Here is a 16181-nt window from a genome sequence, read left to right on the forward strand (position 1 = left end):
TAACTAAAGAGTAGCTGATTGTACGCCGAGTGGGTATTGGTAAATGGATTAAGGCACGAATTAATGAAACAAGTAACCAGGCAAGGGCCAGTCACACACAATAAAGGGAATTTTGTGTGTGACTGCGATTTATCCTACTTCAGGGTGTTGGACTTCAATCCAATCTTTTTCATCAACCCAGTTTTGCGCACCGTTTTCAACAGTCCGAATAGGTACAATGTAATCACAGCTGATCTGCGGTTTGACAGAAGCAAATATAGGTACAAACCCAAAGCTCAAAGCCGTGTCGATAATGGCTTTTTGATTTTGCGGGTCGATATCTGCCGCTTCATCGATATAAATCGGAATTCGATAGCGGCTTTGTTCTTGGTCCGATAATAAATAGCGAATAAACAACATGCCACACAAGAGTTTTATGGTTATTCGTGTACCATTTGAACCAGCAGAATCTATTTTATCAAAGTGATCGATATCACCAGCACGATTGACAACCTCAAAACGAATATCAAATAAATCAGCGAGCGTCAGACCCGCTTTATCACTGGCAAACTGTATTAAATGATCTTTGGCTGCATTGACGACTTTTTCATCGGCAGGCTCACTTGAGAGTAAATCGAGGGTGTCGCCTTGTTCGTACAGGTTAGCGGCACCAATAATCGTATCGATGCTGTCAATTAACTGCTTGCGAGGTAACACATTAATTTTAAACGCTTGCAGGTTGGAGATCTGATGCTGACTAATGCCTTTATTAAAACTATTCATTTCACGGCGCAAGCGGTCGAGATCTTCTCGTAAACCTTTTATTGTGGCAGCGACCTCAGTCAGTGCCACTCTTGCTTGGCGTTCCACTGCTTCGCGTTCATTATCAAGGTTATGAAAAGCAGCGATTAGCTTGTGATACTTAATTATTTCGTCCGGTTCATTATCAAATTTTGTAATGCCTGCATTATAAATATGCAGGTAAGTATTACGAACATTGATATCAAAATTGCGCAGCTCTTGGCAGTCTTTATTAAAGCGGTGGACTAAATCAGCCAAGTTATCAAAGTCGATGATGATATCAATTAAATAAGGGGTCACTTTACCTGAGTAGCAATCAAGGGTGTGATCAATTCGCTCCGATTTCACTTGACGTAATCGGTCAGCTTGGCGTTGTAATTGCTCTTTTTTACTTTTAACAATTGAACGGCGATCAGCAATGCCAGCAGCATCGCGTTGCACTTCTTGCAGTAAATCGGCGACTTGTTCTTGTTCGGCTGCAAGTTGCTCTTGTAACATTGCCTGAGCCGTTTCACTTTGCAGCATGGTTTGGTAAGTGGCAAAGCGCTCTAGTGCACTTTCAATCGCCATGAGTTCTTGATAAAGCGCTTCTTTCTCGGCTTGTTTACCCGCCACATTTGCTGCGACGTCTCGTTGGCGAGCAAAATCAACCAGAGCGACTTTAAGTGCATCAAGTTGAGCTTGGATCTGTTGTTTATCATCTCCCGTTTGCATCTGTAGGGCGGGCAGTTTTTTCAGTTTAATATTTGCACCGGGCAGTGTGAGCACGCCACCTTTGACTGCATCTGACAAGGTCGAAAGGAATTCACCAAAAGCCTGTTCATCATCAATGCAGACATCGCCTTGACTACCGGTAGCGAGGCTAAATAAATCAGGGTTTAAAATCCGAGAAATTTCTTCGACTTCTTTGAGGGACAGCTCTTCTCTCATTCGGGTAAACAAGTTGTATTCGAGATTTTTGAGCTGCAGTTTTAAACTTTTAATTTGTTTTTCGGTGTCTTTGATTCGAAAATCTAACGTATGTAGGCTTTGTCCTTGTGCGCTGGTGATCGAGTGTGAAAGCTGCTCATATTGTTGTTTAATATGAATTAAATTGGTTTTTAATGTTGCTTCGTTGGCTAATTCAAATTCGTGTTTAAGCGTTGTAAATTGACTAAACCATTGCTCTAATTGTGTCGACTTACGCTCAATATCACGCAATTGTTGCACATAGAGGTTTTGCTTTTGATCAAAGTCGTGTTTTTGGGCTTCAATCTCAGAAAAGTTTGATTCTAACTCATCGAGTTGAGCTTGTTGGTAGTGGTCAAAGTCAATTAAGGCTTGATCTATTTTTGGCCCGTGCGCGGCCAATTTTCCTTTAAGCACACTTTGATTTTCAAGCATTGATTCAAGTGCATGAATGGGCTCTTGCATTGATTCGAGCGCTTTGAGTTCACGCCGCGAACGGTTCACTTTATCAAACGCGCGGCGCCAGACTTCATAAAAGTCCACCTTAGAATTAGACATATGGCGTTCAAATACCCGCAACATAAAGCGTTTGACATCAGGCGCGCCAAGTTTGTGTAAGTTAAGAATTTTTCTGAAAATTTCTTTATAAATAGCAGAGTCTTGCACATTGTTTAGTGGAATCATTTTGAGGCTGATTTCACTATCAAACGGACTGGCACCGCCAGTGAGGAGTGCATTGAGTTCTTGGGCTTTTAATTCAAACGGGGAATAACTCAGTGACTTTAAATGATTAAATAGCTGCGTGTATTTAACGATGGTTTTGCCTTGGGTGTAGTCGGTAATATTGAGTTTGCCGTTATAGCAAAAAAACTGATGGGCAAAGCCGGCTATTTTTCCAAGGCCTGCCACTCCAATCACCACTGGGCCATGAGGGAGTTCAGCCTCGAGTAAAATATACGATTGATCCGAACTAAAATAGAACTTTCTGGTTTCTTCTAAATCGTGGCCATCCCACTCAGTGAGGCGTAAATCGTTGATCAGTGGAAACTGTAACGCGTTTATCACTGAGCTTTTACCGGTATTGTTTGGCGCACAAATTGAGCTGCTTTTATCAAGGGGAATAACACATTTTGCATAGCCTGCCGTGTTAAGCAGAGCTAATTTAGTTAAGCCGAATAATTGTTCCATTATTGCTCCTCCTCGGCGTCAAAATGATTAATCGCCATTAACGCATCGAGGTAGCGATGAATGGGCGTTTGCACTAAAAAGCCTTGTTCAACTTCTTTAGCTAAGCCAAAGCGGTTCATGCGCATAAACACATCTTTTCGTAAGTCAGAGCCAGAGAATATTTCCAGTTGATCGAACAAGTGTTTATTGTTTTGCACTAAAGTTTGCATCAGCTCAAGATCACAAACCTGTTCGAAGAGGGCGCGAAGGGGATCTTTACCTTGGTTGGCAAAATGTTCGATGAGTACATAGGTCGTTAAAGCAAAGGCGCGTGATATTTTGCCCATGTTTGGCGTGCTGTCTTCGATTTCGAGGTAATAAAAACCGCGACCATCTTTAATCAATTGATGGCCAAGGGCTTCAAACAGCGCGGTGTATTGCTCGTAGCAATGATCTAACTGTTGCCATAGTTGCAGATCTTGCTCACTGATATGGTAACCACTGACGAGTTTTTTATTAATGGTTTGTAGCTCTGAAAGTTCAGCTAAATTTATCTGTGTCATATTAATTAGTTTTTAAAGTGGCCTGATACGGGTGAAGTTTAAATTGTGTATCGGCAAGGGTAATAATGGTGGCATCGTCACTATGGGCGACGTGTAACTGGTCGTCATTGGCTAATTTTTGATACAGAAAAAGTATTTCATCTGCTTCAAGGGCCGGGTAGGCGGTGTCGAGCCAGTTGATTATATTGTGCGGGTGCGCAGTGTCACCGGATAGAGCCAGGTGAGCATTAAAACGTGTTTTGACCGCACTGTATTCAGGAGTATTTGGATTTATAAAGGCGGGCACATGAGACTGATCGGGCAATTGATACTCATCTTGTTCAAATTGCGCGATGTGGGCCATATAGGCAACCATCTGATGGGCCTGTCCGAGTGAAAACTTTTGTTGGTCGGACGTAATATGAGGTTGGCTATGACAGAGTGTTGCATCCACCCCTTGTTTGCGGATCACGCCGAGCACTTTGGCTGCTTGGCGGGTTAACAAGGTATTACGACGGAGTTCTTCACGTAAGGGCATTAACATATCAGCACTTTTGCGTAAGCTTTCACGGCCACTGAGGTGCATATCTAAAATGCGCGTTCGTAATTGCTCAAGTTGACGTTTTTCACTAAATAATTTACCCGTCAGGCTGATTTGTTCGAGTAAATCACTGATATGCGTTTCAATGGTGGTAAAACAAGCTTTGAATTCACCTCCAATATCGATCATTTCGAGCATAGGTTCAATATATTGATCAAAAGCTTCGATGACCGCTTGATAGCGCTTGGCTAACGAACGATGTGATTCATCAGCTTTGGCTTGTTCGACGATGTTTAAAATTGCATTTTCGTTATGGTAAAACAGCTTCACTATTTTTCGCACCCGTTCATCCATAATACGAGCATAACGGCGAAGTTCATCGATGTCTTCATCACGACCTGCTTGTGCTAATCGCTGACCTAATCGGGCTAAATCACGCACCAACACATGTACTTCTTCAGCGATGCCTAAATTTTCTTCTTGTAATAAGTACTGAGCAAATTCTGCGATCGACCGATTGAGTTCTAACTGGGAAGATTTGGCAAGCGGAATAACAATATCATGAGTGAGGAGGCGATTAGCTTCTTTAAAGATTTTTTCGCCAGTCCAGCTCGGGTATTTTGTTTTTAAGATGGCTTGCACATCGTGGATGTTAAAATCGGCCATGTTAAAACGGGTGATCAAGGTCTCAATTAGAGGCCAATGCTCAGACAAAATATTGAGTATTTTTTTCGGTGGGATCATAACTATCCACTGCTTGATTAATATCTATTCTAATTTGAATAACGATGACTCAGATCGTAGGTACACTGCGGTAGTTTTATGCCTTTTTAAGTGCTAGACTACGCGCCGCTTGATTGTAACGCAAATATTTTACTTTTCTATTAAAGGTTGTTAACGAAAAATGGTTACTGGTATCATTCTGTCGCTAATTGCACTCGCGTTTGTGCTTATCGTTATAGAGGATATTATCCATGTAAACAAGGCCAAAACCACGCTTTTTTTTGGCACTTTATGTTGGATTATCGCTTTTATCTTCCCAATTCATGGCCAAAGCCCTGAAACTATACAACATGAACTTGATCACAACATCCTTGAAATCGCAACTTTGTGGTTATTTTTGATGGCTGCGATGACCTTTGTTGCGTATTTAAACTCAAAAGGGTTTATTCAAAATTTAGTGCAACGAGTGATGCCTAAACAAATCAGCGAACGCAAATTGATGTTTTTAGTGGGGGGGTTTGCTTTTGTATTTTCGTCTATTTCAGACAATGTCACCGCAACCCTCATTTCGTTAGCGGTAGTAATGTCGTTAAAACTAGACAGTAAAAAATTAATCAAATACACCACCTTAATTATTTTTGCCGTGAATTCTGGCGGAGTATCGTTAATCACCGGTGATGTCACAACCTTGATGATTTTCTTAGCGGACAAAGTGACTATTGGTCATCTCCTTTTATTGATTGCGCCTGCTATTGTCAGCGTGATTGCACTGGCCGCGATGCTATCTGTGGGCATGAATGGCATTGTGGTGTTTGAAGAACACACCAATCGTCGGATAGAAAAAACGGATATCACTATTGCGGTGATTTTCCTTTCGACTATTTTTGGCACGTTGGCGCTGAGTGTCATGTACTCTGTGCCACCCTTACTGACGTTTTTATTTGGTTTAAGTTTAATGTTTTTAGTAGCACAGTTTTTAATGCGCAAAAAAGACGTAAACAAAAAAATAATCGATTACATCAGGGAAATTGAGTACGACACACTATTGTTTTTCGTCGGGGTTTTATTACTCGTCGGCGCGATGAAAGAAGTCGGGGTGTTAAAACAATTTACCCTCTTGTATGAAATTTTAGCGCCAGAATATGCAAATTATATAATGGGGTTACTCTCTGCCGCTGTGGATAACGTGCCGCTTACCGCTGCTTTATTAAAAGCTGATATTGCCATGGATGCACGCCAATGGTTAACCTTTACGTATGCAACGGGCGTGGGTGGCTCGATGCTGATTATTGGCTCTGCTGCCGGTATTATTGCAATGAGTAAAGTGAAAGAGTTGACATTTGTGAGTTATTTACGCCTCAGTGTGTATCTTTTGATTGCTTATACGATTGGTTATATCGGTTCATATTACGCAGGCTTTTTAATGACGGTCTAAAAAATCAGTCGGCTTGCTTAATAAATTAATCATTGACAGCTAGACGTCTAAACGTTAGATTTAAAACCCCGCTTTCGAGTGGGGTTTTTATTGCCTATTTAAATTTAAAATAAGCAATAACAGAAGAGGTGCGAAGGCCAGGTAGTGCATATGAGGACGCGGTGTCCAGTGACTATGTATCGAGGGGGACCTTCGCCGAGGGAAAATGCGCACCGCAGTGTTATTTTCTCGGTTTTAGAGGCTGAATCCTCTGAACTGTCACCAATTAATGGTGGAGAGCTTCTGGCAGTGGATTACATCGATTACCTTCCGTACCCTTGCCGTGCAGTTCTCCTTGAGTAGCATTTACTCGCTTTGCTTGTAAATAAGGAGACCCAATGAATTCATCTTATGTTGTTGCCAAATTTGGTGGCACCAGTTTAGCCGATTACCCCGCGATGCAACGTTGTGCGCAAATTATTCATGACGATAATAATGTCCGAGTGGTGGCTGTGAGTGCGAGTGCAGGCGTAACCAACCATTTAGTCGCGTTAAGCCAAAGCAATATTTCAGCTGATGAGCGCCAAACACATATTTCAGGCGTGTTAGCCATTCAACAGGCTATTTTAGCTCACCTCACTCTCGAAGCCGATTTAGCTACTGTGTTTTCGCAAACCTTAGCTGATTTTGAACAATGCGCCGCGATTACTAGCACCAGCGAGCAGCATAACGACGAATTACTTAGCTTTGGTGAGCGTTTATCATCGTGTTTATTTAGCCAAGTGCTGCGCGATGTAGGGGTGAGCGCCCAGCGATTTGATGTCCGCACTGTGTTAAAAACCGACGGCCATTTTGGTAAAGCAACACCGAATGTGGCTGCCACTCGTGAAGCTGCGGTTGCTCATCTTGTTCCGTTACTTGATGATGCAGTGATTGTGACACAAGGATTTATTGGTTCTGATCAACATGGCCGCACAACGACCCTTGGTCGTGGAGGATCTGATTACAGTGCGGCTTTATTGGCAGAGGCCGTTGCTGCAAAAAGTGTCCATATTTGGACCGATGTGGTGGGGATTTTCAGCACTGATCCGCGTTTATGTGATAAAGCCCGCCCAATCGCAAAGCTGAGTTTTGATGAAGCCGCTGAAATGGCGACATTTGGTGCAAAAGTCTTACATCCTGCGACCATCTTACCGGCTAGTCGTGCGGGAATTAGTGTGTTTGTAGGTTCTAGCCGTGAGCCTCATCAAGGTGGCACATGGATTGAAAAAGAAAAATCGCAGCATCCCGGCATTCGTGCGGTCACTCAGCGTAAAAATCAAATTTTGTTGACCTTAAAAAGCCCAGAAATGCTGTTAGCCAGCGGCTTTCTAGCGCGAGTATTTACGATTCTATCAGAGTCGAATATTTCGGTGGATTTAGTCACCACCTCAGAAATCAGTGTCGCACTGACGTTAGACAATGCCCCGAATGCTAGCCGTCCTGAGCTTGATCAGGCGTGTCTTGAACGTTTAAGTGAGTTTTGTCATGTGACGGTTGAAAATAACTTAACCTTAGTCGCGTTGGTTGGCTCAGAAATTCAATTACGCCAGCACGAAATGAACTTGATGCAAGTGTTAGCTGATTTTAATATCCGCATGATCTGCCACGGTGCAAGCAAACATAATTTGTGCTTTTTGGTTGAACAAACGGAATCTGATTCTGTGGTGCAATCGATTCATCGTCGTTTGCTCGAAGCATAATCAATTATATAAGTCTAAAAAACGAGCCGCTTGGCTCGTTTTTTAGACTTAACGCTAATTTATCAGGCTAATTGAGAGAGGCTGAAGCCTTTATCTTAACCTGTTTCAGCGTATTAAAATGTATAAGTAAAACCAAGATTAAGAGATGACCAGTCTTGCGATACCGTTTGAAGGCCATCGTTAATGATTACACCTACTTTATAATCAGGCAAAATTTGATACTCAATGGCAACAGAGACTCTTGGATCAAATTGATAGCTCACCCCTAGGCCATAAGTAAACCCATCAAACGTTTCTTTGATAGGAGAGGCCGGATTTTGTGTTTTAGTTTTTAGAGTGTCTGTAATTGTTGTATCTGAGTAGCCAGCTAATGCGAATATGTGTACGTGCTGATAAATTGGGTATGAAGCTTTGACTAACAGGTTTATTTGACGATCGATTTCAAGGGTGTATGAACCTTCTCCTTCAAGAGTCATCACATCTTCCTCATAATCTTTTACACCACTTTGGTAACGCGCTTCTAAAGAGACATATTGGTTGACGTGATAACCAGCAATCAAGCCTAATGTGCTGAAATCTTTTTCCGGAAAGATTTGTGCTTTGACTTCCTGCTTACTTGCATTTGCACCCACATACCAATCGTTGGCTAAAGATGGGGTCGACAGCCCCATTAACAGCAGTGCGCTTGTTGCAGTGATTCGCTTATTCATTTTTATCCTTAAATGTAATATTCGCAGTACCAAACTGGTACAGTTTTTTTCGTAGTTATTGAGCATATAATGTAATCTGGTTGGGTACAAGTTTAAATTATTATCAATTACAGTGAGTTAGTTTAATTTTTTAAACGTGGGTATCACAATTCTCTGTATTCTTATAGAAATATTTATGCATGCGTCCGACGATTAAACTTGAAGCTGCTCACACGACAGACGGTGTATTTCGACTGATATTGCGAAGTCACTAATGATAAAGCTCAAATCAAACTGATTAACTTGCGTACTATGGGTGTGCAACTGGTTGGAATGAATGAGTTCGAATACGTTAGGGCGCAGCAACTGAGCAATGGGCTTTTTCAGTGTTTTGGCCAGCGCTTCTTTGAGTGTCCAAATTCGATAAAAGCAGGCGGCTTGTTGTTCAGTGGTCGCGCATTGTTCTATCAGTGCCACTTCGTCTGGGTGATAAAAGTGCTTGGCGAGTTTTAAAAAAGCACGAAGTTTATTCGTGCGTTCTAAATCAAGGCCAAATGCAATATTTTCATGGCTTATTGCCACGGCTACGTACCCATTTGAATGCGATAAACTGACGGTAATGGCTAGTGGTTGTTCATTATGCCAAAGTTTTAATTCTCGTAAATCAGGGTCAAAGCAACTTTTGTAAGCATTGGCATGACCGCCAAAGGTGTTGACCAATATTTGCTTGATAATGCAACGGCTGACGCAATACTCTTGTTTTGCTTGTGGCTTTTTACGCTGGGCTAATATAGAGCGCTCTTGTGGGTGCAATATGTACTCAAGATTCAATGCCTGAATATCCACTTCTGAACCATCACACAACCAGATATTGACTTGTTTGTTAGGCAAGGTGAAATCTGGTTTGTCAGTGTGGTGATAGGCCAATGTGTTGGCAAAATAGTCAATTGGCATGAAAACTCAGCAATTAGGTTCAATTGGTTATGAATTATACCTAACTAAGTGATCCTTGGTACTGTTTTAGCTATATGAAGCGCGTTCAATATGGTTTAATAGCGCAAAATAACAAAAGATGAGCAGCAAATGGCACAACTTAGAGAGGGCTTTCAAAGCCGATTAGGGTTTGTTTTAGCCGCAGCCGGCGCGGCTGTCGGGCTGGGCAATATTTGGGGATTTCCCACACAAGCGGCTAATCATGGCGGTGGTGCGTTTTTATTAGTGTACTTTATCGTTATCTTTTTATTGGCCTTACCTGCTTTATATACTGAATTGTATTTAGGCCACAGTGCCCAAGCAAATCCGGTGGTGGCATTGAAAAAAGCCTGTGTCGAACAAAGCGCTAAAATGGGGGCGGCCGCAGGTTATATTGGTTTGAGTGGCGCAATTGTGATGCTGAGTTTTTATTCGATTGTTGCCGGTTGGATGATTGCTTATAGCATTGAGCCTATCGCAACCTTTTTGGGTTGGCAGGCTCTGGCTGATTTTCTCAATAGCGATACCATGCTGCGTAATTTTATTTTTACCCCTGTGATTTTATTTTTTACTGCATTAATCATTTTGCAAGGTGTGAAGTCGGGGATTGAAACTTGGTCACGGCGTTTGATGCCTATGTTGTTGATCTTATTGATTGGTTTAATTGTCTATATTGGGACTTTAGAAGGGGCGATGGCTGGGTTTTCGGCTTATCTTGTGCCTGATTTTTCACAGATAAGTGATCCCGATTTAATTATCGCAGCCATGGGGCAAGCGTTTTTTTCCTTGTCGCTTGGTGTCGGCTGTATGATGATTTATGGCTCATATCTAAAACCGAACGAGAACTTACCTAAACTTGCGTTGTCGGTGGCATTGCTCGATACCAGTGTCGCATTTTTAGCGGGTTTATTAATTATTCCAGCCATTTTTGTTGCTCAGCAGCAAGGTGTAGAAGTGTTTCAAGATGGCAAGTTGATTGGAGAAGGACGCTTAATCTTTGCGGTATTACCTGAGCTTTTTGCCACTATGGGTAAAATAGGGCTACTGGTTGGATTTTGCTTTTTTGTCTTGATGTCGATTGCCTCGATTACTTCAACCATTTCTTCGACAGAAATTCCGGTGGCGTTTTTAGTCGAAAATCATCAAGTTGAGCGAACTAAAGCCACTTGGCTGGTGACCTTAGTGATTTTTGCATGTTCGAGCGTCATCATTTTGAATTTTGAATGGTTATTTGGCTTAGTCATACAATTATTTACCCAGTATCAGCTGCCACTAATGGGGTTGTTTTACTTTATTACAGTGGGCTGGTTATGGCGCAGAGGCAATAAATTGCACGAAGTGACGAGTGGCTTTCATTATTGGTTTGCTCAGTACGTACGGTTTGTATGCCCAATCTTAATGACGGCGGTATTTTTAAACGTCGCGTTTGGTTAAACGGTAACATCAAAGAAAAGCCGCAGAAGCGAACGTGTCGTTTCTGCGGCTTTTTGTGTATACATGATTAAGGTTTATAGTTGCACTTGATTTGAAAGCGTTTGATCTTGCTCGAGTTGTTTGATGTTTAGATGAGTGATATGCGCAATTTCTTGTAATGCTTCTTGAGTAAAAAAGCCTTGATGTCCAGTGATCAATACATTGGGAAAGGTCAGTAAACGCTGGAATTCATCATCTTGGATAATTTCTTCACTCATATCTTTAAAAAATAACTCGGATTCTTGCTCGTAGACATCGAGTCCGAGGTATCCCAAGGTTTTGTTTTTAAGCGCGGAAATGGTTGCGAGCGTATCGACCAAGGCACCACGACTGGTATTAATGAGCATCACGCCCTTTTTCATTTTTTCATAGGCTGATGCGTCAATTAAGTGGTGAGTTTGAGGAGTGAGCGGGCAGTGTAAGCTAATGATGTCACTGCGGGCCAATAAAGTATCAAGCGGCACATAGTTGAGGGCTTCGACATTTGGCTGAGGGTCATAAGCTAGCACATTCGCGCCAAATCCGATTAAGATGTTACACAGCGCTTGGCCTATTTTTCCTGTGCCAATCACCCCCACCGTTTTGTTGTGTAGGTTAAATCCTAATAAGCCGTTGAGATCAAAGTTGCCTTCTTTTACTCGGTTGTAGGCCTTATGCGTTTTGCGACTGAGGGTGAGCATTAGCGCAATACAGTGTTCAGCAACAGCCTCAGGACTGTAAGCAGGGACTCGGGTGATTGGTAGTCCCAATGCGTTGGCCGCTGTTAAGTCCACATTGTTAAAACCTGCACATCGCAAGGTGACGAGCTTAATATTTAAAGCGCTTAATAGTTCTAATACTGGCGCACTTAAGTCATCATTGACAAATGCACACACCACATCGCAACCCTCTGCCAATTTTGCAGTTAAGCAATTGAGTGGCTCTGCAAAAAACCGTAGTTCATGATTGGCGTGGTTATGGGCGATAAAAAAAGGCTGTTCGTATTTTTGGGCACTAAAAAACGCAATGTTCATATTATAAAATACTCTCTATCACGGCACTGATTGCTTCTGGCTTAGTACGCGGAGCGTATCGAGCTTCAACTTGACCAGCGCGATTAATTAAAAACTTGGTAAAATTCCATTTAATTGCCCGAGCATGCATTAAACCGCGTGAGTTTGTTTTTAGAAAGTTAAACAGCGGTAATGCATCAGGGCCATTGACAGCGACCTTTGAAAATATCGGGAAGCTGACGCCAAATTGTAGCTCACAAAATTGTTTTATTTCATCATTTTGTGCTGGTTCTTTGTTTTCGAATTGATTACAAGGAAATGCGAGCACATTAAAGCCGTGGGCTTTGTATTTTTGATAGAGTTGTTCAAGTGCGACATACTGAGGGGTTAACTCACATTTACTTGCGGTATTGACAATCAAGAGTGGTTGGCCTTGAAATTGTGCGAGTTCGATCTGTTTACCTGTAGCAAGTGTGGCACTAAAATCAAAAATAGACGCCATTAGGTTTCCTTATAATAGGTAGGAAAACGACTCTGTTCTCCTTATAATCATGTTAATTATCAGAGTTTAGCAAGCAATTAGGACAAAATTATGTCAATCAAAGTCGCCTTTATTGGTTTAGGTGTTATGGGATACCCGATGGCGGGTCATTTAACTAAAGCAGGGTATAGTGTGACGGTTTATAATCGCACCACTGCAAAAGCGCTGCAATGGGCCGAGCACTATCAAGGCAAAGTAGCACAGACACCGGCAGAGGCCGCATTAGGAGCTGATTTTGTGTTTGTGTGTGTCGGAAATGATGATGACTTACGCGCCGTAACATTGGCTGAGCAGGGCGTCTTAGCGAGCATGACTAAAGGATCAGTATTAGTTGACCACACCACAACTTCAGCTGAGGTGGCCAAAGAAGTGGCTGAGGCTGCGAAATTAAAAGAAGTGCAGTTTATGGATGCGCCCGTTTCGGGCGGTCAAGCGGGTGCAGAAAATGGCGTACTGACTATCATGTGTGGGGGAGATGAAGCGGTATTTAACCAAGCTCAACCAGTAATGGATGCTTATGCGCGTTTTAGCCAATTGTTAGGGCCTGTAGGGGCTGGCCAGTTATGTAAAATGGTCAATCAAATTTGTATTGCGGGCGTTGTTCAAGGATTAGCTGAAGGGTTACATTTTGCCCGCTCTGCAGGTCTTGATGGTGAAAAAGTAATGGAAACCATCTCGAAAGGGGCTGCGGGCTCTTGGCAGATGGAAAATCGCCATAAAACAATGTGGGCGGGTGACTATGATTTCGGTTTTGCAGTCGATTGGATGCGTAAAGACTTAGGAATAGCATTGACTGAGGCTCGTAATAACGGCGCAACGTTACCTGTTACAGCATTGGTCGATCAGTTTTACGCCGATGTTCAAGCAATGGGCGGTAATCGTCATGATACATCAAGTTTGTTAGCACGTTTAGAGCGTAACCGTGGTAAATAAGTCCGAGCGATTATAAAAGGTGCCGAGAGCACCTTTTGTTTTTGCAGGTTGGTTTTGTGCAGTTATAAATTTTGCGCGTAATGATAGAGGGCTTTTAAAATACTCATATTGCGTTCATTACCTTCGTTTTCATGGACGAGGTTTTCTAAATTCATCATAAATTCTTGCGCGTCAATAGATGGACTGTCTTCGCCGTGCATAAGTTTGTTTTGGCAATATTTTCGCCATTGATCGAGTTCTTGAGGTGACAGTGTTTCTGGGTAGTTGCGGGCACGATAGCGAAACAATAAGGTATCGAATTTTTTATCTTCAAACTCAAGATTCAGTGTACCGAGCTCTTGTGGCTGAGCATCACGGATAATGTCGAATTTGTGTTTGTCAGCATTGGAAGTAAAGCCACTATACAGCTGGTAGTCGCAATTATCGCTGCCTATAAAGTCTTGTTGTGATTGAAATACCTCAGTGACTTTTTCACGCAGTTCAGGGTGTGCTTTGAGTACAGCTAAATGTTTTAAACATTGCTCACGATCAATGCCGATAGCGGCAGCGTTTTCGGGTAATAAAGTTTTAGCTGGCGCGACAATCGGACACTTATTCAGGTGAACCAGTTTCAAGCCTATGGGTTGCTCACCCTCTAATAATTCACTGCGTTTTGTATAAAGTTTGTCACGAATTTCGTCTGCAGTGAGCTCAAGTAATGGGCTTGGATCGTGGGTGAGATTAAAACAAATAACCGCATTTTTATTCACAGGATGAAACGCCATGGGTGCTATCCATGTTGTGCAACCTTGGCTGGCAGGAATTTTAGATGAAGTATGAACCAGTGGCACCATATTAAAGATATCAAATAAGTCAGCGACGGCTTTTTTAAACCTCAGCTTAAAGAAAAAATCATACAGTTTAGGTTGTTTATCTTTTATTAGCTTGGCCAAAGCGATGGTTGCAGTGACATCCGATAAGGCATCATGTGCGGCAGCGTGTTCAATGCCGTTGGCTTTGGTCAGTTCTTCAAGCTTGAAGCTTGGGCTGCCATCTTCTTTTCGCGGCCAGTTTATGCCTTCAGGGCGTAGTGCATAACAAGCACGGACTAAGTCGATAATATCCCAACGGCTGTTGCCATGCTGCCATTCTCGGGCATAAGGGTCATAAAAATTACGATAAAATGCATAACGACTGACTTCATCGTCAAAACGAATACTGTTGTAACCGGCCACACACGTATTGGGTTTGGCAAATTCGTCATGGATTTTGCCAATAAACTCAGCTTCGATTAAGCCATGTTTTTGCGCATGTTGAGGGGTGATCCCTGTAATTAAACATGCTTGCGGATGCGGCAGGTAATCTGGAGCGGGTTTGCAATAGATAATCAGGGGCTCACCAATGATGTTTAAATCGAAATCTGTGCGGATCCCAGCAAATTGACTCGGACGGTCTTTTTGAGGATTGGCCCCAAAGGTCTCAAAGTCGTGCCAGTAAATGGTGGCTTGTGGATCTGAATAAGCAGATTGAGTCATAAACGTGTTCAACACCTTGTGCTTGTTGGATTAATGGGCGGTTGATGATCGATATTCTACTCTGTTTTACTATCAAGTTACGAGTGCAGGAGTGAATTTCTTGATGATTCGGTTAACTAATGGGCCTGTATTAATGGCTTACTTGATTATAATGATGATCTATATCAAGTTAAAGTAATTACACTAAAATTTAGTTTTGATAATTTCATTAAGTAAATCAGATGGTTGAATGGTTTCTGTGCTTTTTTAGCTTATTTTTCAAACTGAAGTAAGCTTGTTATTTACCCATTAGATTTTTAAACTATCTCTTATTTTTTATTGGTGGAACTCTCATGCAACTCCCTACCGTTGACTACCTTGCAGACGATGCTGCGCAGCAATTTGTTGAATCTTTACGTAATACTGGTTTTGGGGTGTTAAAAAATCACCCGATCCCTCAGCAGTTGGTGCAATCGATTTATACAAATTGGCAGGCTTTTTTTAATTCTGAACAAAAAAACGACTTTACCTTTAATAAAGATACCCAAGATGGCTACTTCCCGCCGTCGGTATCTGAAGTTGCCAAAGGGCATCAAATAAAAGACATAAAAGAATATTATCATGTTTACCCAAACGGCCGTGTTCCTGCGCAATTAGAAGCTGAAATCCGTGAGTATTACCGTTTAGCCAGTGAGTTTGCAGCGCAATTGCTGAGTTGGGTGCAAGAAAATGCACCAGAAGACATCAGTCAGCATTTTTCGATTGATTTGAAAGATATGATTGCCAATAGTGAAAAAACCTTGTTACGTATTTTGCATTACCCGCCGATGACAGGCGATGAGGAGCCTGGGGCTATTCGTGCCGCTGCCCATGGTGATATTAATTTGCTCACTGTTTTGCCTGCAGCCAATGAGCCGGGTTTACAAGTCCAAACGCAAGATGGTGGTTGGTTAGATGTGCCGTGTGATTTTGGTAACTTAATCATCAATATTGGCGATATGTTGCAAGAAGTATCAGGTGGTTATTTTCCGTCGACTATCCACCGTGTTATTAACCCTAGCGGTAAGGCTTCGGATAAATCACGTATTTCATTACCGCTGTTTTTACACCCTCGACCTGATGTGGTGCTATCTGAGCGTTATACGGCGCAAAGTTATCTTGATGAACGATTAAGAGAGCTCGGTGTGAAATAACATCTGTTTGAATTGAATGAAAAAGCGGTGCGGGTCAC

General features: G+C 42.2%; 13 protein-coding genes and 1 riboswitch. Of the genes, 5 read left to right on the top strand and 8 right to left on the bottom strand.

The genetic code is table 11. The features are described from left to right. Positions 1-129 precede the first annotated feature (129 nt). The 3 genes from AC3KVK_RS06590 to AC3KVK_RS06600 are packed head-to-tail and all read right to left on the bottom strand — an operon-like array spanning position 130 to position 4722. Positions 130-2916: an Mks condensin complex protein MksF gene (locus AC3KVK_RS06590; RefSeq protein ID WP_490312200.1), complete on the bottom strand. Its 2787-nt coding sequence runs from the start codon at positions 2914-2916 to the stop codon at positions 130-132. Continuing rightward, positions 2916-3458, bottom strand: coding sequence for a condensin complex protein MksE (locus AC3KVK_RS06595; protein ID WP_490312199.1), 543 nt, complete (start codon positions 3456-3458; stop codon positions 2916-2918). The genes AC3KVK_RS06590 and AC3KVK_RS06595 overlap by 1 nt, the downstream gene beginning before the upstream one ends. A 1-nt stretch (position 3459) precedes the next feature. Further along, positions 3460-4722: an MksB family condensin complex protein gene (locus tag AC3KVK_RS06600; RefSeq protein ID WP_490312198.1), complete on the bottom strand. Its 1263-nt coding sequence runs from the start codon at positions 4720-4722 to the stop codon at positions 3460-3462. A gap of 160 nt (positions 4723-4882) precedes the next feature. Here AC3KVK_RS06600 and nhaD point away from each other — a divergent pair, with 160 nt between their 5' ends. Together nhaD and lysC are read left to right on the top strand one after the other, a co-directional pair. After that, positions 4883-6136 carry a sodium:proton antiporter NhaD gene (nhaD, locus tag AC3KVK_RS06605; RefSeq protein WP_490312197.1) on the top strand — a complete coding sequence of 418 codons (1254 nt, stop codon included), beginning with the start codon at positions 4883-4885 and terminating at the stop codon, positions 6134-6136. Positions 6137-6251: 115 nt separating this feature from the next. Beyond that, positions 6252-6426, top strand: a riboswitch (Lysine riboswitch). Positions 6427-6513: 87 nt separating this feature from the next. After that, the gene (gene lysC, locus AC3KVK_RS06610) at positions 6514-7857 is read left to right on the top strand and encodes a lysine-sensitive aspartokinase 3 (protein ID WP_490312196.1); all 1344 of its coding nucleotides are present in this window, start codon (positions 6514-6516) and stop codon (positions 7855-7857) included. Between the two features lie 113 nt (positions 7858-7970). Here lysC and AC3KVK_RS06615 read toward each other — a convergent pair whose 3' ends face one another. Both AC3KVK_RS06615 and AC3KVK_RS06620 read right to left on the bottom strand, forming a co-directional pair. After that, positions 7971-8567: a porin family protein gene (locus AC3KVK_RS06615; RefSeq protein ID WP_490312195.1), complete on the bottom strand. Its 597-nt coding sequence runs from the start codon at positions 8565-8567 to the stop codon at positions 7971-7973. Between the two features lie 192 nt (positions 8568-8759). Continuing rightward, complete coding sequence (locus tag AC3KVK_RS06620) at positions 8760-9500, bottom strand: 4'-phosphopantetheinyl transferase family protein (RefSeq protein WP_490312194.1); 741 nt, start codon at positions 9498-9500, stop codon at positions 8760-8762. Positions 9501-9629: 129 nt separating this feature from the next. Here AC3KVK_RS06620 and AC3KVK_RS06625 point away from each other — a divergent pair, with 129 nt between their 5' ends. After that, the gene (locus tag AC3KVK_RS06625; protein ID WP_490312193.1) at positions 9630-10952 is read left to right on the top strand and encodes a sodium-dependent transporter; all 1323 of its coding nucleotides are present in this window, start codon (positions 9630-9632) and stop codon (positions 10950-10952) included. 74 nt (positions 10953-11026) lie between these two features. Here the strand turns inward: AC3KVK_RS06625 and AC3KVK_RS06630 are convergent, their stop codons facing one another. Beyond that, entirely contained in the window at positions 11027-12004 is a 978-nt protein-coding gene (locus AC3KVK_RS06630; protein ID WP_490312192.1) for a 2-hydroxyacid dehydrogenase, read from the bottom strand. A 1-nt stretch (position 12005) separates the two neighbouring features. After that, positions 12006-12485: a glutathione peroxidase gene (locus AC3KVK_RS06635; protein WP_490312191.1), complete on the bottom strand. Its 480-nt coding sequence runs from the start codon at positions 12483-12485 to the stop codon at positions 12006-12008. Between the two features lie 90 nt (positions 12486-12575). Between AC3KVK_RS06635 and AC3KVK_RS06640 the strand changes: the two genes are divergently transcribed. After that, on the top strand, positions 12576-13457 hold the full coding sequence (locus AC3KVK_RS06640) for an NAD(P)-dependent oxidoreductase (RefSeq protein WP_490312190.1): 882 nt from the start codon (positions 12576-12578) through the stop codon (positions 13455-13457). A 62-nt stretch (positions 13458-13519) separates the two neighbouring features. On the opposite strand, the gene sbcB is transcribed toward AC3KVK_RS06640, so the two are convergent. After that, positions 13520-14971: an exodeoxyribonuclease I gene (sbcB, locus tag AC3KVK_RS06645; protein WP_490312189.1), complete on the bottom strand. Its 1452-nt coding sequence runs from the start codon at positions 14969-14971 to the stop codon at positions 13520-13522. A gap of 332 nt (positions 14972-15303) precedes the next feature. Between sbcB and AC3KVK_RS06650 the strand changes: the two genes are divergently transcribed. After that, a complete protein-coding gene (locus tag AC3KVK_RS06650) occupies positions 15304-16143 on the top strand; it encodes an isopenicillin N synthase family dioxygenase (protein ID WP_490312188.1) in 840 nt (279 codons plus the stop codon). Positions 16144-16181 lie beyond the last annotated feature (38 nt).

This window comes from Pseudoalteromonas sp. J2K-J979, assembly GCF_058169715.2.